The organism is Streptomyces sp. NPDC087859, assembly GCF_044742595.1.
Classification (GTDB): Bacteria; Actinomycetota; Actinomycetes; order Streptomycetales; family Streptomycetaceae; genus Streptomyces; species Streptomyces canus_F.
In genome coordinates this window covers 45,208-70,378 of the sequence record NZ_JBIUUU010000002.1, presented here as the reverse complement: position 1 = coordinate 70,378, position 25,171 = coordinate 45,208, and the positions used below count along the sequence as shown (strand labels likewise).

The window sequence follows — 25,171 nt, the reverse complement described above, 5'->3', positions numbered from 1 at the left end:
TCGGACGGGGGCTGAACTTGGGTCAAGAACCAAGGCCTGATCTTCGCTGTCCGTCATCCACCTTTCCCCAAAGCCATTCCATCGAGTGACCGATCCCTTTTCCTGGTGACGTGGACAGGGGCCCCAACTAGGGTGCGGCGCAAGCATTCCGGCACTTGGCCCACCGGCATTGCGATGTCAGTGGGGGGTGCCACAGTGGGGGAGTGACCAACGCCAGGACAGTCAGGCAGCCAGGACAGCAGGGAGGGGGTGACACCCGATCGTGACCGGTATGGGTGGAGAAGCCGGCGCACAGGCCGCGCGCTCCTGGGCGCTCGCCGTGCTGCGCATCCGCAGCCGGGCGCTGGCCGTCGCGCTGCTGCCGGCGGCCGTCGCCGTGGTGCTGTACGCCGGAGGCTCCACCGGCCACCTCGTGGGCCCGGGCTGGCATGCCGCCCGCTGGGTCGTCACGTCGTTCGCCGTGCTCGTCCTGCTGGCCGCCGCCGGCATCGCCCTGGTCGTCGCCCGTGCCCGCCCCGCCATGAGCCCGACGGTCCCGATCGCCGAGGAGTCGGCGCCGGACCTGTACCGCATGGTGCGCGACCTGGCCGACCGTCTCGATGTGCCCGCCCCGTCCGCGATAGCGCTCACCCCGGACTGCGACAGCTGGCTGGAGGACCGCACCCACCCGTCCCACGGCCCGCCGAAGCAGGAGGACCGCGACGAGCTCACGGGTGCCCGTGGCTCGCGGCGTACGACGGCGGCGCCCGTCCTGGTCATCGGCTCCCCGTTCCTGTGGTGGATGCGGGTCGGTGAGCTCCGCGCGGTCCTCGCCCCGGTCGTCGCCGGTACGGGCCCCTCGGCCCACCCGGACATAGCCGCGGCCCGCCGTTTCGTCCGCGGTCTGGATGCCGCGGTGGCCGTGGCCTCGACGGCCGACCGCTGCCGGATGATCCGCGTGGTGTGCGCCGGCGTCGGCTGGGTGGCCCGTCTGCTGCTGCGCAGCTGCCGGGAGCACGCGTCCAAGATGGAGCGAGGGGTCGCCGCCGCGGCGGCCGAGCGCGCCCAGGGCGTGGACTACGGCCTGCGGATCGTCGCCCAGGAGCAGGTGGGTCTGGCCTACGCCGGCTGGGACCGCCTCCTGACCCGTGTGGCGCTGCCCGCCTGGCGGATGGGCCGCTGGCCGTCCCGCCTGGACGCGGGAGTGGTGGCGGCACTCACGGAACTCTCCCGTCGGGACCGTCTGGCCGAGGGCTTCGCCTCCCGTCTGGGTGAGCGCCCCGCCTGTGACCTCCTGGAAGAACCCGGCACGATCGACGAGGCAACCTCCCTCCTGGCCGCCCGTCTCTTCCACGGCGGCCCGGCGGAGTCCGGCCCCGACTGGTCCCCGGTCGGCTGGCAGGAGTACCCCGAAGAGGTCGTCGACCGGAAGTGGCGCCTCGACGCGGCCCGCCTCCACCGAGTCCTGGACGCGCAAGGAGTACGCCGGACCCCCGAGACCACGGGCCCGGAGACGGACGCCCCGACGTTGTCCAGGGTCCTGGACTACCTTGCGACGTCGGCGCCCGACGGGGCGACGCGCACGGACTCCGGCCCGGCGTCCGTACCCCCGGCGACAGCCGAACCCGACGACGAAACCGTCATGAGTGGTGCGGGCGGGAGCACACTCGCCGAAGGCGAAGCCGAGGCCGAGGCCGAGGCCGACGAACAAGAGAACGAACGCACCGCCACCCTCGCCGCAGGCCTCACGGCCGAACTGGCCCGCGAGGAAGCCACCGCACCCACCCCCCAGGGCCCCGACATCACCCTCTGGGACGACGGCGCGCTCCCCCTCTTCCCGCCCCAGCCGCCCCGCACGTCCCGCGAACTCCTCACCGACCACGTCACGGCCATGGTCTGCTGCGCCGCGATGGACACCGCGGGAGCCACCCCCGGTCTCGACTGGCTCGACGGCCCGACGCTCCTCATCAACGGCGACCGCGCGGCCGACCTCAGCCCGGTGGTCCTCAGCCTGATCGTGGACGGCGACCCGGTCCCCCTGCGCACCTGGTTGCTGGAGTCCGGCATACGTCCGGAGAAGCCGGTCCGCCTCGTCTGAGCGAGACCCGCCGACCGGGCCGCCGCGCAACTCCCTTACCGGAAGACCTCGTTCCACTTTCGGTCAATTCGCAACGAATAGTGACCGCGTGCGTGCGTAATGTGATGTGCTGGGACCGATCGGGCGCATGGCAAGGGCTTACGACATAGGACGGGCGTCACACGTACGAACGGACGGCCGCATTCACACACGGGGGCGCCAGGGAGGGGAGCAGCCATGGGGTCGGAGCAGATCCGCCGCTGGGAGTCGGGAGCGCTGGCGCACGCGGTGACGGACCCCTTCGGCCAGGGCCCCGTCCCCTGGCTCCGCGGCGACGAGACGTACTTCGACGGCACCGGCCAGGTGGTCCCCTGGTACGTGGACGGTTCCCCGCAGTCGACCCCCGCCGGCGCCCGGACCGACACCGCTCGCGTCCCCGCCCCGCGCACCGCCGGCGGCCCCCGTGCCGCGGACGACGTACGCCGCCAGATCAAGGGCTTCACCTCGGTCGGCGCGGTCGCCCCCGGCGAGGCCATCGACTTCCACATCACGGTCGACCCGCCCCAGGAGTTCGGCGTCGACGTGTACCGCATCGGCCACTACGGCGGTGACGGCGCCGCCAAGATCACCACCAGCCCCCGTCTCTCCGGCATCGTCCAGCCCCCGCCGCTCACCGCGGACCGCACGGTCTCCTGCCACCACTGGTGGCTGAGCTGGCGCCTGCAGATCCCCTCCTTCTGGAGCGTCGGGGCGTATGTGGCCGTCCTGACCACCGCCGACGGCTACCGCTCCCACGTCCCGTTCACCGTCCGCCACGACCACCCGGCGGACCTGCTGCTCCTCCTGCCGGACGTCACCTGGCAGGCGTACAACCTCTACCCGGAGGACGGCCGCACGGGCGCCAGCCTCTACCACGCCTGGGACGAGGAAGGCGGTCTGCTGGGCGAGTCGGACGCCGCCACGACCGTCTCCTTCGACCGCCCGTACGCCGGGGCCGGCCTCCCCCTGCACGTGGGCCACGCCTATGACTTCATCCGCTTCGCCGAGCGCTACGGCTACGACCTGGCCTACGCCGACGCCCGCGACCTGCACTCCGGCCGCGTCGACCCCACCCGTTACCGAGGCCTGGTCTTCCCGGGCCACGACGAGTACTGGTCGGCGAACATGCGCCGCACCGTGGAGCGCGCCCGCGACCACGGCACCTCGCTGGTCTTCCTCTCCGCCAACACCATGTACTGGCAGGTGGAGTTGGGCCCGTCCCCGTCCGGTGTCCCCGACCGCCTCCTGACCTGCCGCAAGCGCAGGGGCCCGGGCCGGCCGGTGCTGTGGCGCGAGGTCGACCGCCCCGAGCAGCAGCTGGTCGGCATCCAGTACGCGGGCCGGGTCCCCGACCCCCACCCGCTGATCGTGCGCAACGCCGACCACTGGCTCTGGGAGGCCACCGGCGCCCACGACGGCGACGAGATCGAGGGACTGGTCGCGGGTGAGGCCGACCGCTATTTCCCGCGCACCCCGCTCCCCGAGCACGACGACCGCATCCTGCTCGCCCACTCTCCGTACGCCGACACCGAAGGCGCTCTCCGCCATCAGGAGACCTCGCTCTACCGCGCCCCCTCGGGCGCCTTGGTCTTCGCGTCCGGCACCTTCGCGTGGTCCCCGTCCCTGGACCGCCCCGGACATGTGGACCCCCGCGTCCAGCGCGCCACCGCAAATCTGCTCGACCACATCTGCAAGCGCGACTGACCCCGTACGTCACAGCCACCGACCCCCTGTCCCTGGTCAGCGTCCCGATACGGGACAATCGAGCCACTTGGACAGAACCACGGGGAGGAACCGTGTCCGGATTCGTAGAAAAGCCCGAGCCGCTTCAGGTTCCGGGCCTGGTGCACCTCCACACCGGCAAGGTGCGGGAGCTGTACCAGAACGAGGCGGGCGACCTCGTGATGGTCGCCAGTGACCGCATTTCCGCCTTCGACTGGGTGCTGCCGACGGAGATCCCCGACAAGGGCAGCATCCTCACCCAGCTCTCCCTGTGGTGGTTCGACCAGCTGCGGGACCTGATCCCCAACCACGTCCTGAGCACCGAACTGCCCGAGGGCGCCCCGGCCGACTGGGCGGGCCGCACCCTCGTCTGCAAGTCGCTCCAGATGGTCCCGGTGGAGGCCGTCGCCCGCGGCTACCTCACCGGCTCGGGTCTCACCGAGTACAACGAGTCCCGCACGGTCTGCGGCCTCGCCCTCCCCGAGGGACTGACCGACGGCAGCGAACTCCCCGCCCCGATCTTCACCCCGGCCACCAAGGCCGCGGTCGGCGAGCACGACGAGAACGTCTCCTACGAGGAGGTCGCCCGCCAGGTCGGCGCCGACACCGCCGCCCGGCTGCGCCAGGCCACCCTCGCCGTCTACTCGCGGGGCCGGGACATCGCCCGCGACCGGGGCATCATCCTCGCGGACACCAAGTTCGAGTTCGGCTTCGACGGCGACACCCTCGTCATCGGCGACGAGGTCCTCACCCCGGACTCGTCCCGCTTCTGGCCGGTCGACCAGTGGGAGCCGGGCCGCGCGCAGCCCTCGTACGACAAGCAGTTCGTGCGCGACTGGCTGACCTCGGCGGAGTCGGGCTGGGACCGCAAGAGCGAGCAGCCCCCGCCGCCGCTGCCGCAGGAGGTCGTGGACCGGACCCGCGCCAAGTACGTCGAGGCGTACGAGCGACTGACCGGCACCAGCTGGTCGTAACGCGAAAAGCCCCCGGGAAACCGGGGGCTTTCACATGGAGCGAACGACGAGGTTCGAACTCGCGACCTCAACCTTGGCAAGGTTGCGCTCTACCAACTGAGCTACGTTCGCATGCGCCGTGGCGCGAGAACCACTATACCCAACCTCGCTCCCGCGCGAGCCGTACCGCCGCATGACGGTTCTCCGCCCCGAGCTTCGACACCGCCGAGGACAGATAGTTCCGCACGGTCCCCTGCGACAGTGCGGCCCGTTCGGCGATCTCCGCGACGGGCGCCCCGTCGGCGGCGAGTTCCAGTACCTCGGCCTCGCGCGCGGTCAGCGGTGAGTCCCCGGCGGAGATCGCGTCGGCGGCCAACTCCGGGTCGACGTAGCGGTTTCCGGCATGCACCGTGCGGATGATCTCCGCGAGCCGCTGCGCGCTGACCGTCTTCGGGACGAACCCGCGCACACCGGCCCCAAGGGCTCGCTTGAGATGCCCGGGCCGCCCATGGCTGGTCACGATCAGCACCTTGCAGTCGGGCAGTTCGGTGCGCAGGGATGTGGCGACCTTCACACCGTCGGCGCCGGGCATCTGGAGATCCAGGACGGCGACGTCGGGCGTGTGCGCCTTCGCCATCGCCAGCGCCTCGGGACCGGACGCCGCCTCGGCGACGATCACGAGGTCGTCCTCCAGCGCGAGCAGCGCCGCGAGCGCGCCCCGGATCAGATGCTCGTCGTCGGCGAGCAGCAGTCGCACCGTCATGCCATGACCTCACTCACCCGCAGCGGCACCGAGGCCACCACTCTGAACACACCGTCACCCACGGGCCCCGCCTCCAACGTCCCGTCCACCGCCGCCAGCCGCTCCCGCAGCCCGGCCAGCCCCGAGCCTCCCGGGCCGGACGGCGCGGCCACCCCGTCGTTCTCCACCTTCAGCACCACGCACTCGCGGGTCACCCGCACATCCACCGCGCACCGCCCGGCATCTCCGTGGCGCAGCACATTGGTCGTCGCCTCCCGTACGACCCAGCCGAGCGCCGACTGCACGTCCACCGGCAGCCCGGCCGCCTCCCCGGACACCTCGCAGCGAATCCCCGCGGCCTCCAACACGCCCTGCGCACCGGTGAGTTCGACCCCGAGGTCGGCCTCCCGATACCCCCGTACGACATCCCGCACCTCGCGCTGCGACTCCCGCGCGATGCGCTGCACCTCAACCATCTGCTCCTCGGCCTCGGGCCGCCCGCGCCGCGCCAGCTGCACGGCCAGCTCGCTCTTGAGGGCGATCACCGCGAGGTTGCGGCCCATGACGTCGTGCAGGTCGCGCCCGAACCGCAGCCGCTCCTCAGCTACGGCGAGCCGGGCCCGGGTCTCGCGGGCCTTGTCGAGCTCGTAGACGGCGTTGAGCAGCCAGACGGAGAAGGCGGAGGTGAAGGCGAGGAATCCGCCGCCGAGGAGGACCACCACCACGCTGATCAGGGCGGCGGGACCGGGCCTGCCCGCGAACGACACGAGCCCCGCCCCGACGGCGAAGCCCGTGACGACGGAGTACATGCGCCGCCGGCTGCGCACACCGAGCGCGAAGGTGCCCGCCCCGAAGATCAGCACGACGGCGAAGACCGAGCCGGCCGCGGTGTCGACGTCGTCCCCGCCCGGCCCGTGCTCCGCGATCACGATCGCCATGACGGCGACCGCCGCGGTGAAGGCGCCGAGCGTCCACAGCATGGGGACGGGCTGCTCACGGCGGCCGAGCGTCCAGTCCAGTGCCCGCGTCGCGGTCACGGCACAGATCACGGCGTGCCCGGCCACCACGAGCGCCAGCGAGGTCGCGACCCAGGGCACCATCTCGCCGAAGAGCGGCAGCCCGATCGAGACGACCTCGATCAGCGCGAAGAAGTGGAACGACCATCGCGTGTACGTCTCCACCTTGGCCGGCGTGCTCTTCTGCCGCCACCAGCTCCCCGAACCGCTCATTTCCCCGCCCCCGTGATCAGCGCCGCGGTTCCCACCGGAACCACCGTCGTACAGCAAACACGCCCAGCGTGGCCCAGGCCAGTGCCGTCAGCGCGGCACCGAGAGCCTCGTAGACCGAGAGGTCCCCGGTCCAGCCGCCGCGCACCAGCGTGATCACCGGGGTGAGCGGCAGCAGCTCGCACAGCGAGGCCATCCGGTCGGGCAGCACCTCCAGGGGCACCGTGATCCCGGAGCCGATCATCGAGACCAGCATCAGCGGCAGGCCGGTGACCTGAGCGCTCTCCACGGTGCGGGTGAAGCTCGCGGTGACGGCGGCCAGGGACGCGCAGATCACCAGGCCGAGGAGCAGACCCAGGACGGCGAGCGCCACCGCCTTCGGTGCCGCCACGTCGAGCAGGACCGTGCAGCCGGCCACCAGGAGCAGCGACTGGAGGATGCTGGTGACGACGGCCGGCAGCGCGGCTCCGGTCAGGATCTCCGCATCCCGCAGCTCCCCGGTGCGCAGCCGCTTGAGGACGAGTTCCTCGCGCCGCCCGACGAAGACGCCCACGAGCGCCGTGTACACCGCGAAGAGCAGCGAGAACCCGATGGCGGCGGGCAGCAGCACCAGTCCCAGGGTGAGCCCCGACTTCCCGAGGTCCACGTCCTGGAGGGCCGCCTTCACGCTGAAGGGCAGTATCAGCGGCAGGAACATCGCGGAGAAGACCATGCCCCGGCTCCGCAGGAACAACGTCAGCTCGGCCCGTCCGAGCGCCGAGATCCGCCCGGCCGGCGTGCTGAGAGTCGTGCCGCTCATGCCACCCGCTCCTTCGTCTGCGCCTTTTCGGCGATCCCGAGAAACGCCTCTTCCAGCGAAGCCGACCGCACATCGAGCCCCCGCAGCTCGACCCCCGCCCCCGAAGCCCATACCAACAGCCCCGTCGCCGCCCGCTGCAGCTCCCGCGTCCGCAGCCGTACGACCCGGCCGTCGACCTGGTGGGACAGCACCCCCAGCTCTCCGAGCGGCGGCAGATCGCCCACGAAGTACCCCTCGGGCAGTTCGAAGGAGATCCGCGAGGGCTGTCCGGCCGTCACCTCGGCCGGTGTCCCGGTGACCGCGATCCGCCCCTCGTGCAGGATGGCGAGCCGGTCGGCGAGGCCCTCGGCCTCCTCCAGGTAGTGCGTGGTCAGCAGCACGGTCGTACCGCCGTCGCGCAGCGCCCGGACCAGCTCCCAGGTGTCCCGGCGCCCTTCGGCGTCGAGGCCGGTCGTCGGCTCGTCCAGGAACAGCACCTCCGGGTTCCCGAGCAGCGCGAGCGCCAGGTCCAGGCGCCGCCGCTCACCGCCGGACAGCTGCTTCACCCGTACGTCGGCCCGCCGCGCGAGCCCGACGAGCTCCAGCGCCTCCAGCGCGGGCCGCGCCCCGCTCACGCACCCCGCCCACATCCGGGCGGTCTCGGCGACGGTGAGCTCGGACGGGAATCCGCCCTCCTGGAGCATCACGCCGGTCCGCGGCCTGACGACGGCCCGCTCCTCGTAGGGATCGTGTCCGAGGACCCGCGCGCGGCCGCCGGTCGGCCGGGTGAGCCCTTCGAGGAGTTCCACGGTCGATGTCTTGCCGGCCCCGTTGGTGCCGAGCAGTGCGAAGATCTCGCCCCGGGCCACGGAGAAGCTGATCCCGCGGACCGCTTCGAACCCGCCCCCGTAGACGCGTCGCAGGTCGGTGACCTCAATCACGTTCGTGTTCATGGTTCAAGCATCTCGGTGCCCCGGGCCCGGAAGCAGTGCGCACTGTCATCGCTCGACATGACAAATGTCAGGGGTACGCCAACCACGAAAAAGCCCCCCGACAGAAGCCGGGGGACCTTCGAATCAAGAGCGAACGACGAGGTTCGAACTCGCGACCTCAACCTTGGCAAGGTTGCGCTCTACCAACTGAGCTACGTTCGCATTGCATCCGACCGGCTCTCACCGATCGGCGCGGACACCATCCTACCTGATCCACAACCGTGGCCAGATGGTGGTGCAGAGCGGGTGACAGGAATTGCACACTGCGCCTTCCCCCTGGAAGGGGGATGTTCTGCTACTGAACTACACCCGCATGTACTCCGTGGGCTGGGCTTTTCCGTCCCCGCCCCTCGGCGTGCTCCAGACTCTAGCCGACCAGGTGGGGTGCAACGCAAGTCGGTTGTCCTCAGGGTCCGCTGACGGACCCTGAGCACGCCCTGTGAGCTGTCACTGTGCCGCGGCGAACGCCTCGTAGACCTTCTTGGGGATACGGCCGCGCGCGGGCACGTCCATCTTGTTCGCCTGGGCCCAGGCGCGGACGGCCGCCGGGTCGGGGGCGACCTCCGTCTGCCGGTAGGCCTTGCCGGACTTCGACCGCTTGCGGCCGGCGTCCACGTAGGGCTCGAGCGCCTTACGCAGTTTCTTGGCATTCGCTTGATTCAGGTCGATCTCGTACGACTTGCCGTCAAGTCCGAAGGCGATCGTTTCCGCCGCTTCCGAGCCGTCGATGTCGTCAGAGAGAGTGACCACGACCTTCTGCGCCACGAATATCGGTCCCTTCATACGGCACTTGCCAATTCATTTGTACAGTGCCCGACAATGCAATGGGAAGCCCGACTAAATCCTTCCGCGTGTCTGAGCGCAATAGGTATCGGGTGTCGATCGGGGATCTTTCCTGGAAATTTTCGTGAACACGGCCGTTGATACCGGATCGTGACGGCAGTCACGTAGTTTCCTACAAGTCGACGCGCGTAGAAATTTTGTGCGGGTAGTCTGAAGACACTGTTGGACAGAGACCTTCAGGAACCTTGCTCAGCACCACACACCGGGAGTGCCAGTGGCACGCGTCGTAGTCGACGTCATGCTCAAGCCGGAGATCCTCGACCCCCAGGGCCAGGCGGTGCAGCGCGCACTGCCGCGTCTGGGTTTCGAAGGCATCTCCGACGTACGTCAGGGAAAGCGATTCGAACTGGAAGTTGACGGACCGGTCGACGAGGCCGCGCTCGCCCGCATCCACGATCTTGCGGAATCCTTCCTCGCCAACACCGTGATCGAGGACTTCACCGTGAAGGTGGAAGAAGTCGCGGAGGCCGCGAAGTGACCGCTCGTATTGGCGTCGTCACTTTCCCGGGGAGTCTCGACGACCGGGACACCCAGCGCGCGATCCGCCTCGCGGGTGCCGAACCGGTCGCCCTCTGGCACAAGGACAAGGACCTCCACCAGGTCGACGCCGTGGTGCTGCCCGGCGGTTTCTCCTACGGCGACTATCTGCGGGCCGGCGCCATCTCCCGCTTCTCGCCCGTGATGGAGACGGTCATCGAGCAGGCGAAGGCCGGGCTCCCGGTCCTCGGTATCTGCAACGGCTTCCAGATCCTCACCGAGGCCCACCTCCTCCCGGGCGGAATGCTCGGCAACGACCACCTCCACTTCATCTGCCGCGACCAGAAGCTGCGGGTGGAGAACGCGGAGACCGCCTGGACCGCCGACTACGAGTCCGGCCAGGAGATCCACATCCCGCTGAAGAACATGGACGGCCGGTACGTCGCCGACGAGTACACCCTCGACAAGCTCGAGGCCGAGGGCCGGGTCGCCTTCCGGTACGTCGACTTCAACCCGAACGGCTCGCTCCGCGACATCGCCGGCATCACCAACGAGGCCGGGAACGTCGTAGGCCTCATGCCGCACCCGGAGCACGCCGTCGAGCCGCTCATCGGCTCCGGCCGCACCGACGGCCTCCCCTTCTTCACCTCGATCCTCAAGAAGCTGGTCAACGCATGAGCCGGACGCCTCTGGACACGGTCGAGCACGCGGCCGCGACCCCCGACGTCGAGCTGCCCTGGGCCGAACTCGGTCTGAAGAAGGACGAGTACGAGCGGGTCGTGGAGATCCTCGGCCGCCGGCCCACCGGTGCCGAGCTCGCCATGTACTCGGTCATGTGGTCCGAGCACTGCTCCTACAAGTCCTCGAAGGTCCACCTCCGCCAGTTCGGCGAGAAGGCCCCCCAGTCCGACGCGCTGCTCGTGGGCATCGGCGAGAACGCGGGCGTCGTGGACGTCGGCCAGGGCTATGCGGTCACCTTCAAGGTCGAGTCGCACAACCACCCGTCGTACGTCGAGCCCTACCAGGGTGCGGCCACCGGTGTCGGCGGCATCGTCCGCGACATCATCGCGATGGGCGCGCGCCCGGTCGCGGTCGTGGACCCGCTGCGGTTCGGCGCGGCCGACCACCCCGACACCAAGCGCGTGCTGCCCGGTGTCGTCGCGGGCATCGGCGGCTACGGCAACTGCCTCGGCCTGCCCAACATCGGCGGTGAGGTCGTCTTCGACTCCTGCTACCAGGGCAACCCGCTGGTCAACGCCGGTGCCATCGGCGTCATGCGGCACGAGGACATCCACCTCGCGAAGGCGTCCGGCTCGGGCAACAAGGTCATCCTGTACGGGGCCCGGACCGGCGGTGACGGTATCGGCGGCGCCTCGATCCTGGCCTCCGAGACCTTCGACGACGCCAAGCCCTCGAAGCGCCCCGCCGTCCAGGTCGGTGACCCCTTCCAGGAGAAGCTCCTCATCGAGTGCACCCTGGAGGCCTTCAAGGAGAAGCTGGTCGTCGGCATCCAGGACCTCGGCGCGGCCGGTCTCTCCTGTGCCACTTCCGAGCTGGCCTCCAACGGCTCCGGCGGCATGCGCGTGACGCTGGACGACGTACCGCTGCGTGACTCCACGCTCTCGCCCGAGGAAATCCTCATGAGCGAGTCGCAGGAACGCATGTGCGCGGTCGTCGAGCCGGAGAAGGTGGACCGGTTCCTGGAGATCTGCGAGAAGTGGGACGTCATCGCCACCGTCATCGGTGAGGTGACCGACGGCGACCGCCTGGAGATCTACTGGCACGGCGGCAAGATCGTCGACGTCGACCCGCGCACGGTCGCGCACGACGGCCCGGTCTACGAGCGCCCCTACGCCCGCCCGTCCTGGCAGGACGAGCTCCAGGCGGACGACGCGAACAAGCTGCCGCGGCCCGCTTCGAGCGATGAGCTCAAGCAGCAGGTCCTCCAGCTGGTGAGCTCCCCCAACCAGGCCTCCAAGAAGTGGATCACCTCGCAGTACGACCACTTCGTGCAGGGCAACACGGTGCTGGCCCAGCCCGAGGACTCGGGCATGATCCGCATCGACGAGGAGACCGGCCTCGGCGTCGCCATCGCGACGGACGGCAACGGCCGCTACGCGAAGCTGGACCCCTACGCGGGCGCCCAGCTGGCTCTGTCGGAGGCGTACCGCAATGTCGCCACGACGGGAGCCAAGCCGCTCGCGGTGTCGGACTGCCTGAACTTCGGCTCGCCCGAGGACCCGGCCGTCATGTGGCAGTTCGCGGAGGCCATCCGTGGACTGGCCGACGCCTGCCAGCAGTTGGGCACCCCGGTGACCGGCGGCAACGTCTCGCTGTACAACCAGACCGGCGAGGTCGCCATCCACCCGACCCCCGTGGTCGCGGTCCTGGGCGTCATCGACGACGTCGCCCGCCGCACGCCCGTCGCCTTCCAGGAGGAGGGCCAGCTGCTGTACCTCCTCGGCGACACGCGCGAGGAGTTCGGCGGTTCGGCCTGGTCGCAGGTCGTCCACGACCACCTCGGCGGCCTTCCCCCGAAGGTCGACCTGGAGCGTGAGCGCCTGCTGGCCGAGATCCTGATCTCCGCCTCCCGCGACGGCATGATCGACTCCGCGCACGACCTCTCCGACGGCGGCCTGATCCAGGCGGTCGTGGAGTCGGCGCTGCTCGGCGGCAAGGGCGCGCGTCTGGTCGTACCGGACGGGCTCGACGCCTTCACCCTCCTCTTCTCCGAGTCGGCGGGACGCGCGGTCGTCGCCGTGCCGCGTTCCGAGGAGCTCCGCTTCAACGACATGTGCGGTGCGCGCGGCCTGCCGGTCACCCGCATCGGGGTCGTGGACGGGGACACGGTCGAGCTCCAGGGCGAGTTCGAGCTGTCCCTGGAGGAGCTGCGCACAGCGCACGAGGAGACCATCCCGGCGCTGCTGGCGTAAAGCCCTTCGCGCAAACGGAGTTGAAGGCCCCGACCGTCCAACGGTCGGGGCCTTCACTCGTGTTAACTTGCCGGTCATCGATGCACGCGGGGGATGGGGACCGGTGGAGTTCCTGCGCATACCCGGCCGGGGCGGCCGGCTCAGTGACCGGCTCAACCGGCTCGTGGTGATCACCGCGGTGCTCGGCATCGGGGCGGGCGGCTGGGGGCTGTGGCTGGAGACCGAGGAGCACCTCGATCGCGCCGCCAGCCGGGAGAAGATCACGAAGGCCTGCGACGGCCTGGTCGACCCGGACCCGGTCCTCGGCCTCGACGGCGGCACGGACCGGGCGCGTCCGGGCAGCGACGAGGACGACGTGATGTTCGACCTCGCCGACTCCGACGCCCTCGGCACGCTCCCTCAGAAGTGCGTGATCTACCGGGTGGGGGAGCCGGGCACCTCGTACAACCACTTCCAGCTGTCCGTCTGGCAGACCCCGTCCGACGAGTACGCGCAGATCGTCGACGGCTGGGACGACCCGTTCGAGCGGTGGACGCACGAGGCGGACGGCACGCGGGAGGCCGCCACGTCGGCCGCGTACCCGCTGGGCGACGGGCGGCTCGGCACGTACTACGACAACGCCGTCGCCGTGAAGGCCGTCTGCGCGAACGAGCCGGACCACGTGACCTCGCTCAACGCCATGACGATCGCCCACTACGCCGAGGACACCGAGGTCACGGACGCCGACCGCCGGACCCTCGCCGCGCTGGCCCGCACCGCAGCCGAGCGCCTCGCGGCCAGGACGGGCTGCACGACCGAGCTCCCCGCCCTCCCGGCCGAACTCCCCACGCCGAGCAAGCGGTTGACGGCCGCGGCGTCGGCGAGGGGCACCTGCGCCTGGTACGCCGCGCACATCGAGGACGAGGGCCGCGGACGTCTCCCCGACCGCGCTCTCGCCACCCCGGCCGGCGCCCACGCCCCGGAGGAGAGCTGTCTGCTCGCGGTGGCCGACGAGGAGGTGGACCGCATCTGGTCCGGCCTCGGCGACAAGGAGATCGGGGACCGGGACACACCGGGCACCCCCTGGTGGCTGCGGACCGAGTCGTTCTTCGGCGACGAGGCCGGCGAGGTCGAGGCGGAGGGCCTGGGGACCGACCAGACACCCCTCGCCCCCGGCACGGCCGGCTTCGACGACACCGCCAGCGTCTGGTGGGCCTCCGCCATCTGCGCGGGCGAGCCCGCGATCCACACGCTGACCGTGCCGTACCCGTACGAGCGGTACATCCGGCCGAGACTGCGCGCGCTCTTCAAGGCATACGTCGACGATGTCGCCGCCCGCCGCGGCTGTACCGGCGTGAAGTTCCCGTCGGACCTCAGGTCCTGACCGGGGCCGGCGCGGACACCGCCACGGTCGCCTTGGGCAGTCGCAGCGCCAGCACCACGCACAGGGCCATCAGTCCCGCCCCGCACAGGAACACCGCGTCCATGGCGGAGACGTAGGACGCCGTGCCCGTCCCGTCGTCCAGCCGGGTCAGCAGCGTGCCGAAGACGGCGGCGCCCAGGGCCGTGCCCAGGGTCTGGAAGAAGCGGATGGCGGTCGTGGCGACCCCGAGCTGGTGGCGCGGGGCCGCCTCCTGGACGAGCTGGATGAGCTGTCCGATCAGCTGGCCGAAGCCGACACCGAGGAGAAGGAGTTCGGCGCGCAGCCACCACAGGGAGGTGTGGGTGCCGGTGGTGGCCAGCAGGAGGAAGGCGACGGCGGTGACGGCAGAGCCGGTGATCACGAACGTCCGCTCGGGGCGGCCGCGTTCGGCGAGCCTGCCCGCGAGGATGCCGACGGCCGTCATACCGAGCGCCATGGGGATGAGGAACAGTCCGGCCGAGGCGCTGTCCATGCCCCGGGCTACCTGGAGATAGACCATCACGTAGTAGATCGCGCCGACCATGCCCGCACCGACCAGACCCTGGATCGCGAAGCCCCAGCGCAGCTCCCGGACACGGAACATGGAGAGCGGCAGGATCGGTTCGACGGCGGTGACCTGGCGGCGCAGGAACAGCGCGAGGGCGGCGGCGGAGGCCAGCGCGAGGCCGGCGATCTGCGGTGACGACCAGGCGTACTGCCGGCCGCCCCACTCGGTGACCAGCAGGAGTGCGGTGGAGAAGGCGGAGGCGAGGGCGGCGCCCAGGAAGTCGATGCGGCGACCGCCGCCGTGCCGAGGGAGCTTCAGGACGAGTGCGCCGAGGACCAGGACGGCGGCGCCGAGCGGCAGGTTGACGTAGAAGATCCACCGCCAGCTCGCGTGGTCGGACAGCACCCCGCCGATCCACGGGCCGATCGCCATGCCGCCACCGGCGAGGATCCCGCCCATGCCCGCGCCCTTGGCGTCCCGCTGGCCGGGCCCCCTGAGCTGGGCGATCACGACCATCGTCACGCTCATCAGCCCGCCGGCCCCGATGCCCTGGACGGCCCGGGCCGCTATGAGCTGACCGATCGACTGGGCCGCGCCGCACAGCGCCGAGCCGAGGAGGAAGGCGCCGACGGCTCCGAGGAAGACGTGCTTGGCGCCGAGGACGTCGCAGAGTCTGCCGTAGAGCGGCAGGACCGCGGCCGAGGCCAGGGAGAAGGCGCTGACCAGCCACGGGATCTTGTCGATGCCATGCGCGGGGTCGAGGTCCCGGACGATCGGGACGGTCGCGGCGGACACGATCTGCATGTCCAGGACGGCCAGGACGATCGTGACGAGGCAGACGAGGAAGCCGATTCTCCGCTGGGTGTCGGACATGAGGGTCTCTGGGGTCTCGGTCATGGGCAGCACCATGCCCGAGATTTTGTACTGAGTCAATCTTTAATCTCGACCTAAAATTCATCTTGGTACAGTGATGCCATGGCTTTTGCTGAGGGGATGGGGCTGCGCGAGCGCAAGAAGCTCCAGACGGCACTGCGGATCTACCGGACCGCTGTCGAGCTGTTCGTCGAGAAGGGGTTCGACGCCGTCTCCGTGCAGGAGGTCGCGGACGCCTCAGAGGTCTCCAAGATGACCGTCTTCAACTACTTCGGTACGAAAGAGGACTTGGTCTTCAAGCCCATGGAGGAGCACTTCTCCGACCCGGCCCGTGCCGTGCGCGAACGGGCGCCGGGCGAGTCCGCGGTGGAGGCCGTGCGCCGGCAGTTCCTGGCGATGGTCGAGGGCCGCGACCCCTCGATCGGCCTGCACAGCGAACCCTTCGCCCGCCGGATCCGCACGGTCATCATGGCGACCCCGGTCCTGCGGGAACGTGCCTATCTGTCGTCCGAGAAGGGCGCCCGCGAACTGGCCGACCTCCTCACCGAGGAGACCGGCGACCGGACCCTCGCCCTGATCGCCGCCGCCACCCTCACCGCCGCCCGCCAGGCCCTGGTCGAGGAACACCACCTGCGCATCGACGCCGGCGAGTCCGTGGACGAGGTCGCCGCAGACGCCGCCGAACGAGCCGAGAAGGCCTTCGCGCTGGTGGAACAGGGACTCGGGGGATACGCACGCAGGAAGTGAACGCCCCGGGGCCCCTCAGCCTGCGATCCTCCACCCACCCGTGTCTTTCAGCCCGTCCGGTGTCCGGGGCGAGTGCCTGCTGTCCTGATCCCGCGCCGACGCGTGTCGTTCAGCCTGTCCGGTGTCCGGGGCGAGTGCCTGCTGTCCTGATCCCGCGCCGACGCGTGTCGTTCAGGCTGTCCGGTGTCCGGGGCGAGTGCCTGCTGTCCTGATCCCGCGCCGACGCGTGTCGTTCAGGCTGTCCGGCGTCCGGGGACGAGTGCCTGCTGTCCCGATCCCCGCACCCACCCGTGTCGTTCAGGCTGTCCGGTGTCCGGGGCGAGTGCCTGCTGTCCTGATCCCGCGCCGACGCGTGTCGTTCAGCCCGTCCGGCGTCCGAGGGCGAGTGCCTGCTGTCCCGATCCCGCGCCGACGCGTGTCGTTCAGCCCGTCCGGCGTCCGAGGGCGAGGGCCTGCCGTCCCGATCCCCCGCCGACCCGTGTCTTCAGCCCGTCCGGTGTCCGGGGACGAGTGCCCCCCGTCCCGACCCGCCCCACCCACCCTGTCCTTCAGCCCGTCCGGCGTTTGAGGACGAGGCCCCTTCAGGGCTGATGGGGGTCCAGGGGGCGCAGCCCCCTGGGGGCGGGGTCGAAGGGGCGGCAGCCCCTGGAGGATGGGACGGGTAGGGGCGGCGGGGGCGAGGAAACCGAGGGCGCACCCGCACGACGCCGGCGGCCCCCGCCACCGCGAGATCCTCGATGCACCCCACCACGAACCGCCGCCCCACCTAGGCTTGATCACATGCCACCGGCCAAGAAGCGCGCCCGCACCTACGACCCCGCGAAGATCCGCACCGCGGTGCTCACCCAGTTCGGGCACGTACGACAGGCCGTCGCCACGCTGAGCGAGGAGCAGCTCGCGAGCCCCACCCGCCTCGGCGACTGGACCGTCCGCGAGCTGGCCGCGCACATCACGATGGCCGTCGACGCCATCAGCCGCAGCCTCGACCGCGACGAGCCGGAGAAGCCCGCACTGACCCTCCTGGAGTGGCCCTCCACCACGGCCCCCCGGGCGGATGACATCGACGACGGCACCCGCGACCTAGCCACCGCCCACCCCGACCTCGACGTCCTGTACGCCGACACCGAGGACCGCTTCGCGCGCAAGCTCGCCGAGACCCCCGGCGACCGCCTCATCGGCAGCCGCACCGGCGCCATGCCCCTCGCCGACTACCTGGTCACCCGCACCGTCGAACTCGTCGTCCACACCGACGACCTGAACGCCGCGGTGCCGGGCCTCGACATCCCGTACGACCGCCAGGCCCTGGCCGCCTGCACCCGCCTCCTCGCCGACGCCCTCGCCGCGAAGGCCCCCGGCGGCTCGACCGAGGTGCGGATCCCGCCGTACGCCGTCGTGCAGTGCGTCGAGGGGCTCCGGCACACCCGAGGCACCCCGCCCAACGTCGTCGAGACCGACCCGCTGACCTGGATCCGGCTCGCGACCGGACGGCTGGCGTGGCCGGAGGCGATCGAGGACGCGAAGGTCAGTGCCAGCGGTGAGCGGGCGGATCTTGGCGGATTGCTGCCCCTGATGGGGTGAACCGGTCGCCGACAAGGAACCGGTCTTCCGTCCCTCCCGTCCCATCGGCATGGACAAACAGCGACTGATCCTCGTGGTCCTGACCGTGCTCCCGCTCGCCGCGGCCTGCGGCACCGACGAGGCGGGCAGCGGCTCGGTCGGCGCCGAGAAACCCGTCACCGGAGTCCACTGGAACGTCGACAGCGTCACCGTGGACGGCAAGACCCGCAAGGCACCGGACGGGGCCGATGTGGAGTTGAAGGACGGGAAGGCCGCGGGCAACTACGGCTGCAACCACTTCAACGCCAAGGTCACCACCGCCGAGGACGGCACCATCCGGCTCAGCCACGCCACGACCACCAGGATGGCCTGCGAGAAGTCGGTCATGACCTTCGAGCAGACCCTCGCCGACACCCTCGTCGGCGGTGCCCTGAAGACCGCCGTCACCGACGACCACCTCACGCTCACCACCGCGAGCGGAGACACCGTGCGCCTGACCGAGGCCGCCGAGTCCACCGGCTGAGAGGTGTGCGACACCTCACTCATATATCCGGAGGGCCGTCGATCCACCGCGCTGACCAGCCAAAACGAAAAAACCGCCAAAGCGGTCGCCGCCCGGTGGTGCAACAAAGGCACGTATCCCCAATTCGGACCAGTGGTCGACCTCGCCTACACTCGGGAACGTGCCACGTGGTGACGGTCGACTCAATCATGATCTGCTCCCCGGCGAGAAGGGCCCCCAGGACGCTTGCGGCGTCTTCGGAGTCTGGGCTCCGGGTGAAGAGGTCGCCAAGCTCACTTACTTCGGGCTCTACGCCCTCCAGCATCGGGGCCAGGAATCCGCGGGTATCGCGGTCAGCAATGGCTCCCAGATCCTCGTCTTCAAGGACATGGGGCTTGTTTCCCAGGTCTTCGACGAGACCTCTCTCGGTTCGCTCCAGGGTCATATCGCGGTCGGTCACGCCCGCTACTCGACCACCGGCGCCTCTGTCTGGGAGAACGCCCAGCCGACGTTCCGTGCCACCGCGCACGGCTCGATCGCGCTCGGCCACAACGGCAACCTGGTCAACACGGCGCAGCTCGCCGAGATGGTCGCCGACCTCCCCAAGGACACCAACGGCCGCTCGACCCGGGTGGCCGCCACCAACGACACCGACCTGCTCACCGCGCTCCTCGCGGCCCAGGTCGACGACGACGGCAAGCCGCTGACCATCGAGGAAGCCTCTCCGAAGGTCCTCCCGCAGGTCCGCGGCGCGTTCTCCCTCGTCTTCATGAACGAGCACACCCTCTACGCCGCCCGCGACCCGCAGGGCATCCGCCCGCTGGTGCTCGGTCGCCTGGAGCGTGGCTGGGTCGTCGCCTCCGAGGGCGCCGCCCTCGACATCTGCGGCGCGAGCTTCGTCCGTGAGATCGAGCCGGGCGAGTTCATCGCCATCGACGAGAACGGCCTGCGCAGCTCCCGGTTCGCGGAAGCAAAGCCCAAGGGCTGTGTCTTCGAGTACGTGTACCTGGCCCGCCCCGACACCGACATCGCCGGCCGCAACGTCTACCTCTCCCGTGTGGAGATGGGCCGCAAGCTGGCGAAGGAAGCCCCGGTCGAGGCCGACCTGGTCATAGCGACTCCGGAGTCCGGCACCCCGGCGGCGATCGGTTACGCGGAGGCGAGCGGAATCCCGTTCGGTGCGGGTCTGGTGAAGAACGCGTACGTCGGTCGTACGTTCATCCAGCCCTCGCAGACGATCCGGCAGCTCGGCATCCGTCTGAAGCTGAACCCGCTGAAGGAAGTCATCAAGGGCAAGCGCCTGGTCGTCGTCGACGACTCGATCGTCCGCGGCAACACCCAGCGGGCGCTGGTGCGGATGCTCCGCGAGGCCGGGGCGGCCGAGGTCCACATCCGGATCTCCTCCCCGCCCGTGAAGTGGCCCTGCTTCTTCGGTATAGATTTCGCGACCCGTGCCGAGCTCATCGCCAACGGCATGACCATCGACGAGATCGGCGTCTCGCTGGGCGCCGACTCCCTGGCGTACATCTCCCTCGACGGCATGATCGAGGCGACCACCATCGCCAAGCCGAACCTCTGCCGCGCCTGCTTCGACGGCGAGTACCCGATGGAGCTCCCGGACCCCGAGCTGCTCGGCAAGCAGCTCCTGGAGACCGAACTGGCCGCCGGCCCGGCGGCCACGGCGGCGGCCGACGCGATCCGTCGCCCGTAGCCCGTAATACCTGCAGTACGACACGAAAGTTCTCACCGTCATGTCTGAGACAACTGGTGCCAGCTACGCAGCCGCGGGCGTCGACATCGAAGCGGGAGACCGCGCCGTAGAACTTATGAAGGAGTGGGTGAAGAAGACCCAGCGCCCCGAGGTCCTCGGTGGCCTCGGCGGATTCGCCGGCCTCTTCGACGCCTCCGCCCTCAAGAACTACGAGCGGCCCCTCCTCGCCTCCGCGACCGACGGCGTCGGCACGAAGGTCGACATCGCGCGTCAGCTGGGCGTCTACGACACGATCGGCCACGACCTGGTCGCGATGGTCATGGACGACATCGTGGTGTGCGGTGCCGAGCCGCTGTTCATGACCGACTACATCTGCGTCGGCAAGGTCCACCCCGAGCGGGTCGCCGCGATCGTCAAGGGCATCGCCGAGGGCTGTGTCCTCGCCGGCTGCGCCCTGGTGGGCGGCGAGACGGCCGAGCACCCCGGTCTGCTGGGTCCGGACGACTTCGACGTCGCCGGCGCCGGTACGGGCGTCGTGGAGGCCGACCGGCTGCTGGGCCCGGATCGTATCCGTACGGGTGACGCGGTCATCGCCATGGCGTCGTCCGGTCTTCACTCGAACGGGTACTCGCTCGTCCGCCACGTCCTGCTGAACGAGGCGGGCCTGTCCCTGGACGCCCGGATCGACGAGCTCGGCCGCACCCTCGGCGAGGAGCTCCTGGAGCCCACCAAGATCTACTCGCTGGACTGCCTGGCGCTCACCCGCACCACCGACGTGCACGCGTACAGCCACGTCACGGGAGGCGGTCTCGCGGCCAACCTGGCCCGCGTGATCCCGGACGGGCTGCACGCGGTCGTCGACCGCTCCACCTGGACCCCGGACCCGATCTTCGACCTCGTCGGCAGGACGGGTCAGGTCGAGCGCCTGGAGCTGGAGAAGACCCTCAACATGGGCGTCGGCATGATCGCCATCGTCCCCGAGGAGTCGGCAGACGTGGCCCTCAGGACGCTGGCCGACCGCGGGGTCGAGGCCTGGGTGGCCGGCGAGATCACGGACCGCGGTGACCACACCACGGGTGCCGAGCTGGTCAGCACCTACTCGATCTAGAGCGCCCAAGAGTGTGACGCCGCAGAGATCCTGACGGCAGCGCAAAACCCGGTCCGGTGGTGTGGACCACATCGGACCGGGTGAAGCGCAGCTGGAGCGTCAAGCGCCGCGGCGTTGAGACGTGGGACCGGACTCGTCGTCCTCGTCCTCATCGTCGTCGTTATAGAGATCCGCGTACTGGGAGTACGGGTCGTCTTCGTCCTCGTCGTCCTCGAACGGTTCGCCATTCGGCGGCTGGTTCGAAGTCGAAGCGCCCAGCTCATTGGCCAGACGCGAGAGGTCAGTCCCGCCGCTGCTGTACTTCAGCTGGCGGGCGACCTTCGTCTGCTTGGCCTTTGCCCGGCCGCGCCCCATGGCTCGACCCCCTCGGATACGGGGCTCGGTGGCCCCAGAGTCTTGACACGCGTTCATGATCTGGAACGGGCTCTCCGCAGAGAGACCGGTCCGTAGGGCTTCCACGGTACCTGAGCCCACGCCCGTACGGTACGTCGCCCGCAGTACGTGCCGGGACCCTCGACCCTCAGAGTGCCCTTTCCCTGCTGGTCAACCGCGATTTTAACCACTTCTTGGCGGCCGACCCGCCGACGAACGTGAGAGTTCTCTCTAAGTGCCCGTCGGCGGGTACCGGCCAGGGGGCCTCGGACGCCGGATCAGCGCGCCCTGCGGGCCACCGCCGCCTCGTGCATCCGCTGCTCCGCGATCCGGTCGGCCGCGGCGGCCGGCGGGATTCCGTCGGCCTTCGCACGTGCGAATATGGCGAGCGTGGTGTCGTAGATCCTCGCCGCCTTCGCCTTGCACCGCTCGAAGTCGAAGCCGTGCAGTTCGTCCGCGACCTGGATGACCCCGCCGGCGTTCACCACGTAGTCCGGCGCGTAGAGGATCCCGCGGTCGGCGAGGTCCTTCTCCACGCCCGGGTGGGCGAGCTGGTTGTTGGCGGCGCCGCAGACCACCTTGGCGGTCAGCGCCGGGACGGTGTCGTCGTTGAGGGCGCCGCCGAGCGCGCAGGGGGCGTAGATGTCGAGGCCCTCGGCGCGGATCAGGGTCGCGGTGTCGGCGACGGCCGTCACACCCGTCGGATGCGCGGCGAGGATCCGCCCCACGGCCTCCTCGCGGACGTCCGTGATCACTACCTCGGCGCCCTCCGCCCGCAGATGCTCCACGAGGTGGTGGCCGACCTTGCCGACGCCCGCGATGCCGACCTTCCGCCCGGCCAGCGAGGGGCTGCCCCACAGGTGCTGGGCGGAGGCGCGCATGCCCTGGTAGACGCCGAACGACGTCAGCACGGAGGAGTCGCCGGCGCCGCCGTTCTCGGGGGAGCGCCCGGTCGTCCAGCGGCACTCGCGCGCCACGACGTCCATGTCGGCCACATACGTACCGACGTCGCACGCGGTGACGTAGCGCCCACCGAGCGAGGCCACGAACCGGCCGTAGGCGAGCAGCAGCTCTTCGGTCTTGACGGTGTCCGGGTCGCCGATGATCACGGCTTTGCCACCGCCGTGGTCCAGCCCGGCCATGGCGTTCTTGTACGACATCCCGCGCGCGAGGTTCAGGGCGTCGGCGACGGCCTCCTCCTCGGTCGCGTACGGGTAGAAGCGCGTGCCGCCGAGCGCGGGGCCCAGCGCGGTGGAGTGGATGGCGATGACGGCCTTGAGGCCGCTGGCACGGTCCTGGCAGAGCACGACTTGCTCATGACCGCCCTGGTCCGAGTGGAACAGGGTGTGCAGGACGCCGGCTGATACGTCGGTCACTGTGGTGACTCCTGGGTAAAGAGCGGCGGTTGGGACCAGCTCCCGTAAGGGTGGCGGGCGCTGTGAGCATGAGATTAGAGCCTGGGTGCCGCTGCCTACGGCGCCGTGCTCAGGATCACCTACCGGCGGAGTGCGCCCGTGGGACGATTTGCATAGATTTCCCGCTCGTTTGTGGGCGGGTTCCGCAGGTTTTCCTGGCAGTGGGCGGGGGAGGGAGCAGGCGTGCCCAAGGTGTCCTCGGTGGTCGTCCCGTACCCGACCTATCTGCGCGTGTACGAGCCGCTGGCAGCCTTCCCGGAGCCGGAACGCGGCCACTGGACGCGCTACGCCCGCCGCCCCGACCGCCCCTCGTACCAGGACGAACTGCGCCGCTCCCTGGCCGACTTGCTGCCCACCCCGCCGATCCCGGTGCCGGTACACGAGAGCGCCGACGCGTTCGTGCTGGACGTGGACGGGGTGGTCTGCGTCTGTCCCTGGCGGACCCGGCTGCGCGGCTGGCAGGCGCTCCAGGAGCTGCCCGAGGAGCTGCCGAAGCCGGTGCTGGACGCGGTGCTGCCGGAGGTCGTACGGCGCCAGGCGGGCCAGGACTACGAGCGCTGGCTGGTCCGCAACCCCGACGCCCGGCCCTGGATCCGCACCTCGACCTGGCAGGTGCCGCTGCACTGGTTCGTGCTGGTGACCGACGAGGAGCGGTCCTTCGACAAGGGCTCGGGCGAGATCCCGCCGACGCTGCACTACCGGACGCCGATGGTGCAGGCCCGGCGGCGGGTGGCGCGGGCCCTGCGGACCCTGAAGGACACCGTCGACGAGGGGCCGCTCACCGATGGTCTGGTGGACGTGGGGCGCTGGCTGGAGGAGTTCCACCCGCGCTCGCACGTCGAGCTGGACTACGGCGGTCTGGTGCACACCCTGCCGCCCGGCGAGCTCGAGGACGACCACTCGGCGGCCGACGTGGCCGCGGGGATCGAGGCCCTGCGGCTCGGCGACGGGGCGGCCGCGGGAGAGGCGTACGCGCGGCTCGTGGAGCGGTGGCGGTCGGTGCGGGACCGGCGGTCCGCGAACTAGGTCTTCCGTGAACTGAGTGTGCCCTGGGTCACTTTGGTCACGAACTGGCGTTTGACCTGACGCCCGTTTTGGGGTTTCGTCCTCGGTCAAGGTGTCACCAAGTTTCCCCTGATGCTCCGCCAACAAGGGACGTAGGTCCCGATCCGGGCGTACGCCTCACTGTGTGTCAAGCGTGACGGACCGCACGTACCCGGCTCTTGCATCTCTTCCCCCTCCTCATGCCAAAATAGGACAAGGGGCCCGGGGGAGGTTCCGCTTTGGGGGGTCTGGTGACTCCTGATCGCTCTGTGACTGATCGTCACAGTGGCGTGACTGTCCGCTATGGCATGGTCCATCGGCCTCTGTCGCCGATGAACACCTGGGGGGCAATTCCATCGGTTTGGCCGACGAGGCTGGACAGATGGTGTAGTTGTAGTGCCGAGGACAAGCCGTTCGTCCTATAACCGACTCGACTCGCGTCCGCCATTTCGGGCAACGCGGGTCAAGGTGCAGAATTTAGAGGAAAGAACCGAGAAGGTTCGGTTCTCCCGAGGAGGCCGCTCATGACCGCTCGCACCCCTGATGCCGAGCCGCTGCTGACCCCGGCTGAGGTCGCCACGATGTTCCGCGTCGACCCCAAGACGGTCACGCGGTGGGCGAAGGCTGGGAAGCTCACGTCCATTCGTACGCTCGGCGGGCACCGCCGCTACCGCGAGGCGGAGGTCCGCGCACTGCTCGCGGGCATCCCCCAGCAGCGCAGCGAGGCCTGAATCAACTGAATAACGGACAAACCGGTAGGTCCCCCAACGTGCCGAGGCGTCCGTAGACCAAGCTCCAAGCGACGCGGGTACTGCCCCAACAGAACCCACGCCCAAGCTCATCCCAGAACGTCACAGGGTGCGTCGTCGATCGCGCTGGACTCCGCCGAGTCCAGCGCGATTTTTTTGTGCGTTTCACGTGCGGATGTGGGTCGGCGCGCGGCGCTGTGAGTGGGCTTGTCGGAGTCTGGGGAGGGGTGTCGGATCTCCTGTGGGTGGCTGCCGCCGTACCGACTGGTCGGCCCTCCGGGCTGGTGCAATTGCACATATTAAATTGACCAGTTGTAGGTGAGGCGTAAGTACCGCAGTTTCAGAAACTCATGCGGTGACACCCGTCACATGCCAGGGTCCTTGTTGCCTCTGGCGCATGTGCGCTAGAGGAGGCTCGCGTTCCACCGTCCCACGTGCGTACG

22 protein-coding genes and 3 tRNA genes are annotated in these 25,171 nt (G+C 69.9%); 14 read left to right on the top strand and 11 right to left on the bottom strand.

What is annotated here, in order from left to right:
* Nucleotides 1-271: 271 nt before the first annotated feature.
* The 3 genes from ACIOHP_RS04185 to ACIOHP_RS04175 all read left to right on the top strand — a co-directional run bounded on the left by ACIOHP_RS04185 (nucleotide 272) and on the right by ACIOHP_RS04175 (nucleotide 4,791).
* Nucleotides 272-2,077: a hypothetical protein gene (locus ACIOHP_RS04185; protein WP_401883252.1), complete on the top strand. Its 1,806-nt coding sequence runs from the start codon at nucleotides 272-274 to the stop codon at nucleotides 2,075-2,077.
* Between the two features lie 216 nt (nucleotides 2,078-2,293).
* The gene (locus ACIOHP_RS04180; RefSeq protein WP_401883249.1) at nucleotides 2,294-3,799 is read left to right on the top strand and encodes a N,N-dimethylformamidase beta subunit family domain-containing protein; all 1,506 of its coding nucleotides are present in this window, start codon (nucleotides 2,294-2,296) and stop codon (nucleotides 3,797-3,799) included.
* Between the two features lie 92 nt (nucleotides 3,800-3,891).
* Nucleotides 3,892-4,791, top strand: coding sequence for a phosphoribosylaminoimidazolesuccinocarboxamide synthase (locus tag ACIOHP_RS04175; RefSeq protein WP_401883246.1), 900 nt, complete (start codon nucleotides 3,892-3,894; stop codon nucleotides 4,789-4,791).
* Nucleotides 4,792-4,826: 35 nt separating this feature from the next.
* On the opposite strand, the gene ACIOHP_RS04170 is transcribed toward ACIOHP_RS04175, so the two are convergent.
* From ACIOHP_RS04170 to ACIOHP_RS04135, 8 genes are all read right to left on the bottom strand, one after another.
* Nucleotides 4,827-4,902: transfer RNA gene (locus tag ACIOHP_RS04170), tRNA-Gly, on the bottom strand.
* Between the two features lie 22 nt (nucleotides 4,903-4,924).
* Nucleotides 4,925-5,533 carry a response regulator transcription factor gene (locus tag ACIOHP_RS04165; protein WP_361483472.1) on the bottom strand — a complete coding sequence of 203 codons (609 nt, stop codon included), beginning with the start codon at nucleotides 5,531-5,533 and terminating at the stop codon, nucleotides 4,925-4,927.
* Nucleotides 5,530-6,741, bottom strand: coding sequence for a histidine kinase (locus tag ACIOHP_RS04160; RefSeq protein ID WP_361553995.1), 1,212 nt, complete (start codon nucleotides 6,739-6,741; stop codon nucleotides 5,530-5,532). The genes ACIOHP_RS04165 and ACIOHP_RS04160 overlap by 4 nt, the downstream gene beginning before the upstream one ends.
* A gap of 16 nt (nucleotides 6,742-6,757) precedes the next feature.
* Nucleotides 6,758-7,537: an ABC transporter permease gene (locus ACIOHP_RS04155; protein ID WP_401883242.1), complete on the bottom strand. Its 780-nt coding sequence runs from the start codon at nucleotides 7,535-7,537 to the stop codon at nucleotides 6,758-6,760.
* Entirely contained in the window at nucleotides 7,534-8,469 is a 936-nt protein-coding gene (locus tag ACIOHP_RS04150) for an ABC transporter ATP-binding protein (RefSeq protein WP_401883239.1), read from the bottom strand. The genes ACIOHP_RS04155 and ACIOHP_RS04150 overlap by 4 nt, the downstream gene beginning before the upstream one ends.
* Nucleotides 8,470-8,597: 128 nt before the next feature.
* A tRNA-Gly gene (locus tag ACIOHP_RS04145) sits at nucleotides 8,598-8,670 on the bottom strand.
* A 79-nt stretch (nucleotides 8,671-8,749) separates the two neighbouring features.
* Nucleotides 8,750-8,821 (bottom strand) — tRNA-Gly (locus ACIOHP_RS04140).
* 134 nt (nucleotides 8,822-8,955) lie between these two features.
* On the bottom strand, nucleotides 8,956-9,273 hold the full coding sequence (locus ACIOHP_RS04135; RefSeq protein WP_327717987.1) for an Lsr2 family protein: 318 nt from the start codon (nucleotides 9,271-9,273) through the stop codon (nucleotides 8,956-8,958).
* Nucleotides 9,274-9,565: 292 nt separating this feature from the next.
* Between ACIOHP_RS04135 and purS the strand changes: the two genes are divergently transcribed.
* The 4 genes from purS to ACIOHP_RS04115 all read left to right on the top strand — a co-directional run bounded on the left by purS (nucleotide 9,566) and on the right by ACIOHP_RS04115 (nucleotide 14,124).
* Nucleotides 9,566-9,829 (top strand): phosphoribosylformylglycinamidine synthase subunit PurS, encoded by a 264-nt coding sequence (gene purS, locus ACIOHP_RS04130; protein ID WP_015659417.1) that lies wholly within the window; start codon nucleotides 9,566-9,568, stop codon nucleotides 9,827-9,829.
* Nucleotides 9,826-10,506 (top strand): phosphoribosylformylglycinamidine synthase subunit PurQ, encoded by a 681-nt coding sequence (gene purQ, locus ACIOHP_RS04125; RefSeq protein WP_266890397.1) that lies wholly within the window; start codon nucleotides 9,826-9,828, stop codon nucleotides 10,504-10,506. The genes purS and purQ overlap by 4 nt, the downstream gene beginning before the upstream one ends.
* The gene (purL, locus tag ACIOHP_RS04120; protein ID WP_307028781.1) at nucleotides 10,503-12,761 is read left to right on the top strand and encodes a phosphoribosylformylglycinamidine synthase subunit PurL; all 2,259 of its coding nucleotides are present in this window, start codon (nucleotides 10,503-10,505) and stop codon (nucleotides 12,759-12,761) included. The genes purQ and purL overlap by 4 nt, the downstream gene beginning before the upstream one ends.
* 103 nt (nucleotides 12,762-12,864) lie before the next feature.
* On the top strand, nucleotides 12,865-14,124 hold the full coding sequence (locus ACIOHP_RS04115) for a hypothetical protein (protein ID WP_401883234.1): 1,260 nt from the start codon (nucleotides 12,865-12,867) through the stop codon (nucleotides 14,122-14,124).
* Here the strand turns inward: ACIOHP_RS04115 and ACIOHP_RS04110 are convergent.
* The gene (locus ACIOHP_RS04110) at nucleotides 14,114-15,547 is read right to left on the bottom strand and encodes an MFS transporter (protein ID WP_401883231.1); all 1,434 of its coding nucleotides are present in this window, start codon (nucleotides 15,545-15,547) and stop codon (nucleotides 14,114-14,116) included. The genes ACIOHP_RS04115 and ACIOHP_RS04110 overlap by 11 nt on opposite strands.
* A gap of 78 nt (nucleotides 15,548-15,625) precedes the next feature.
* Between ACIOHP_RS04110 and ACIOHP_RS04105 the strand changes: the two genes are divergently transcribed.
* The 5 genes from ACIOHP_RS04105 (at nucleotide 15,626) to purM (ending at nucleotide 21,148) form a co-directional block, all read left to right on the top strand.
* The gene (locus ACIOHP_RS04105; protein ID WP_401883228.1) at nucleotides 15,626-16,270 is read left to right on the top strand and encodes a TetR/AcrR family transcriptional regulator; all 645 of its coding nucleotides are present in this window, start codon (nucleotides 15,626-15,628) and stop codon (nucleotides 16,268-16,270) included.
* A gap of 780 nt (nucleotides 16,271-17,050) precedes the next feature.
* Complete coding sequence (locus ACIOHP_RS04100) at nucleotides 17,051-17,848, top strand: sterol carrier family protein (RefSeq protein WP_401883225.1); 798 nt, start codon at nucleotides 17,051-17,053, stop codon at nucleotides 17,846-17,848.
* A gap of 49 nt (nucleotides 17,849-17,897) precedes the next feature.
* The gene (locus ACIOHP_RS04095) at nucleotides 17,898-18,350 is read left to right on the top strand and encodes an META domain-containing protein (RefSeq protein WP_401883222.1); all 453 of its coding nucleotides are present in this window, start codon (nucleotides 17,898-17,900) and stop codon (nucleotides 18,348-18,350) included.
* Between the two features lie 160 nt (nucleotides 18,351-18,510).
* Nucleotides 18,511-20,040, top strand: coding sequence for an amidophosphoribosyltransferase (gene purF / locus ACIOHP_RS04090; RefSeq protein WP_307028791.1), 1,530 nt, complete (start codon nucleotides 18,511-18,513; stop codon nucleotides 20,038-20,040).
* Between the two features lie 40 nt (nucleotides 20,041-20,080).
* The gene (gene purM / locus ACIOHP_RS04085; protein ID WP_361559528.1) at nucleotides 20,081-21,148 is read left to right on the top strand and encodes a phosphoribosylformylglycinamidine cyclo-ligase; all 1,068 of its coding nucleotides are present in this window, start codon (nucleotides 20,081-20,083) and stop codon (nucleotides 21,146-21,148) included.
* A gap of 99 nt (nucleotides 21,149-21,247) precedes the next feature.
* Here purM and ACIOHP_RS04080 read toward each other — a convergent pair whose 3' ends face one another.
* Together ACIOHP_RS04080 and ACIOHP_RS04075 are read right to left on the bottom strand one after the other, a co-directional pair.
* Complete coding sequence (locus ACIOHP_RS04080) at nucleotides 21,248-21,502, bottom strand: DUF3073 domain-containing protein (RefSeq protein ID WP_266890415.1); 255 nt, start codon at nucleotides 21,500-21,502, stop codon at nucleotides 21,248-21,250.
* A gap of 296 nt (nucleotides 21,503-21,798) precedes the next feature.
* Nucleotides 21,799-22,896, bottom strand: coding sequence for a Glu/Leu/Phe/Val dehydrogenase dimerization domain-containing protein (locus tag ACIOHP_RS04075; RefSeq protein WP_361559533.1), 1,098 nt, complete (start codon nucleotides 22,894-22,896; stop codon nucleotides 21,799-21,801).
* 222 nt (nucleotides 22,897-23,118) lie between these two features.
* On the opposite strand from ACIOHP_RS04075, the gene ACIOHP_RS04070 reads away from it, so the two are divergent.
* Both ACIOHP_RS04070 and bldC read left to right on the top strand, forming a co-directional pair.
* Complete coding sequence (locus ACIOHP_RS04070; protein WP_401883218.1) at nucleotides 23,119-23,961, top strand: hypothetical protein; 843 nt, start codon at nucleotides 23,119-23,121, stop codon at nucleotides 23,959-23,961.
* A 542-nt stretch (nucleotides 23,962-24,503) separates the two neighbouring features.
* Nucleotides 24,504-24,710, top strand: coding sequence for a developmental transcriptional regulator BldC (bldC, locus tag ACIOHP_RS04065; protein ID WP_003949541.1), 207 nt, complete (start codon nucleotides 24,504-24,506; stop codon nucleotides 24,708-24,710).
* The last annotated feature ends 461 nt before the right edge of the window (nucleotides 24,711-25,171 follow it).

Coding starts and splice junctions, on each gene's coding strand:
- ACIOHP_RS04185 (WP_401883252.1), top strand. CDS start 272: ATGGGTGGAGAAGCCGGCGCACAGGCCGCGCGCTCCTGGGCGCTCGCC.
- ACIOHP_RS04180 (WP_401883249.1), top strand. CDS start 2,294: ATGGGGTCGGAGCAGATCCGCCGCTGGGAGTCGGGAGCGCTGGCGCAC.
- ACIOHP_RS04165 (WP_361483472.1), bottom strand. CDS start 5,533: ATGACGGTGCGACTGCTGCTCGCCGACGACGAGCATCTGATCCGGGGC.
- ACIOHP_RS04160 (WP_361553995.1), bottom strand. CDS start 6,741: ATGAGCGGTTCGGGGAGCTGGTGGCGGCAGAAGAGCACGCCGGCCAAG.
- ACIOHP_RS04155 (WP_401883242.1), bottom strand. CDS start 7,537: ATGAGCGGCACGACTCTCAGCACGCCGGCCGGGCGGATCTCGGCGCTC.
- ACIOHP_RS04150 (WP_401883239.1), bottom strand. CDS start 8,469: ATGAACACGAACGTGATTGAGGTCACCGACCTGCGACGCGTCTACGGG.
- purL (WP_307028781.1), top strand. CDS start 10,503: ATGAGCCGGACGCCTCTGGACACGGTCGAGCACGCGGCCGCGACCCCC.
- ACIOHP_RS04110 (WP_401883231.1), bottom strand. CDS start 15,547: ATGACCGAGACCCCAGAGACCCTCATGTCCGACACCCAGCGGAGAATC.
- ACIOHP_RS04105 (WP_401883228.1), top strand. CDS start 15,626: ATGGCTTTTGCTGAGGGGATGGGGCTGCGCGAGCGCAAGAAGCTCCAG.
- ACIOHP_RS04100 (WP_401883225.1), top strand. CDS start 17,051: ATGCCACCGGCCAAGAAGCGCGCCCGCACCTACGACCCCGCGAAGATC.
- ACIOHP_RS04095 (WP_401883222.1), top strand. CDS start 17,898: ATGGACAAACAGCGACTGATCCTCGTGGTCCTGACCGTGCTCCCGCTC.
- purM (WP_361559528.1), top strand. CDS start 20,081: ATGTCTGAGACAACTGGTGCCAGCTACGCAGCCGCGGGCGTCGACATC.
- ACIOHP_RS04080 (WP_266890415.1), bottom strand. CDS start 21,502: ATGGGGCGCGGCCGGGCAAAGGCCAAGCAGACGAAGGTCGCCCGCCAG.
- bldC (WP_003949541.1), top strand. CDS start 24,504: ATGACCGCTCGCACCCCTGATGCCGAGCCGCTGCTGACCCCGGCTGAG.